Source organism: Clostridium sp. CTA-1 (genome assembly GCF_054768215.1).
This window is the reverse complement of record NZ_BAAAAP010000058.1, coordinates 1-1366: the sequence shown is the minus strand read 5'-3', so window position 1 is coordinate 1366 and position 1366 is coordinate 1. Positions and strand designations below refer to the sequence as shown.

Here is a 1366-nt window from a genome sequence, read left to right as displayed (position 1 = left end):
ACTTCTATTTGATTTTAATAGCAGGTCTGCATAATTTTTCATATAATTATTTAATCTCATTATTTCGCTCCTTTATTTGTAAATATTCCCCTTACTTATTGTTAAAAAGCTTAGTTATATTTTTTAATTACCTTAAACCTTTTTAATGTTTATTTAGGTAATACAGGATATATATTTTCAAATGAAATTTCAGGTGTTAAATTATAATATATCTTTACATTATCTATAGTATAACTAAGCTTCTTGACATTATTTTCGTTATTTTTTATACAACTTAATGAATTTAGTACATATTATTCCTCATATTTAATATTAATCCATATCATTCTACTTTTTAGGAAAATATTAGTCTACATTAAAGTTATCATAAAAATAAAAACCCATAGAGAAAACTTTTTAAGGTTATTACTCTACAGGATAAATTTTTTAAAATACTAATACATGATAAGTTCTATCTGAAATAGCATGTCTAAAACAAATCATAATAACTAAACAAAAAACAAATTATATTAATATTTTTTACATTTCCAGTGGACCTCTATTTAATCCTTATTAGTTTTTCCATGACACACCCTTCCCCCTTTGGTATATGCAAATGACCTTCATCATCTAATTTATACTCCTTACCATCTAAAATAAATTTAGAATCTTTAGTATATCCATCTTTAAACCAATTACTTTTATTAATTCCATTTCTTTCGGCTTCTATTTGATATTCTGGATAAATATCGCCATCATCTAACATATAAAATTTATTTGAATAACTTCCACTTTTAACTTCAAACCATCCTGGTTTAATACCGACACTTCCTAATGTTTCTTTTATCTCCTCTTTACTAAATGAAGAATAAGCACAATATCCTGTTTTATCGCTTGCAAGATATGTAAATAATCTTCCTGCTCTAGCTACTTCCCCAGAATCTGAAGGACATAAAGAAAAATTATCTTTAATATCATCATAAGGCATATATACATTGCCTCCATCTCCAGCAGTAAATATAGCTGTCATTCCTGACTTTGTTTTCATTTTATTATATACTCCCTTTTCAAAGTTCAAAACATTATCAACAGCCTTTACTGGTTTAATTTCTTTTCCATTAATACTTTTTAATCTTGAAAGTAATTCTCTATTAGATAAAAACTCTTTTGATCTATCAAAATCTATGTCATTCTTTATAAAATCAGAAGTTTCAGCATATATATTTGAATTCCTTTTATTATTTAAATTATTATATCCTGAAGAATACAAACTTCTATTTGATTTTAATAGCAGGTCTGCATAATTTTTCATATAATTATTTAATCTCATTATTTCGCTCCTTTATTTGTAAATATTCCCCTTACTTATTGTTAAAAAGCTTAGTTA

The 1366-nt window shown here is 25.0% G+C and carries 1 protein-coding gene; it reads right to left on the bottom strand.

The genetic code is table 11. The annotated features are described in order from the left end of the window. Positions 1-538 precede the first annotated feature (538 nt). Entirely contained in the window at positions 539-1309 is a 771-nt protein-coding gene (locus ACYUEW_RS18935) for a hypothetical protein (protein WP_265204626.1), read from the bottom strand. Positions 1310-1366: the final 57 nt, after the last annotated feature.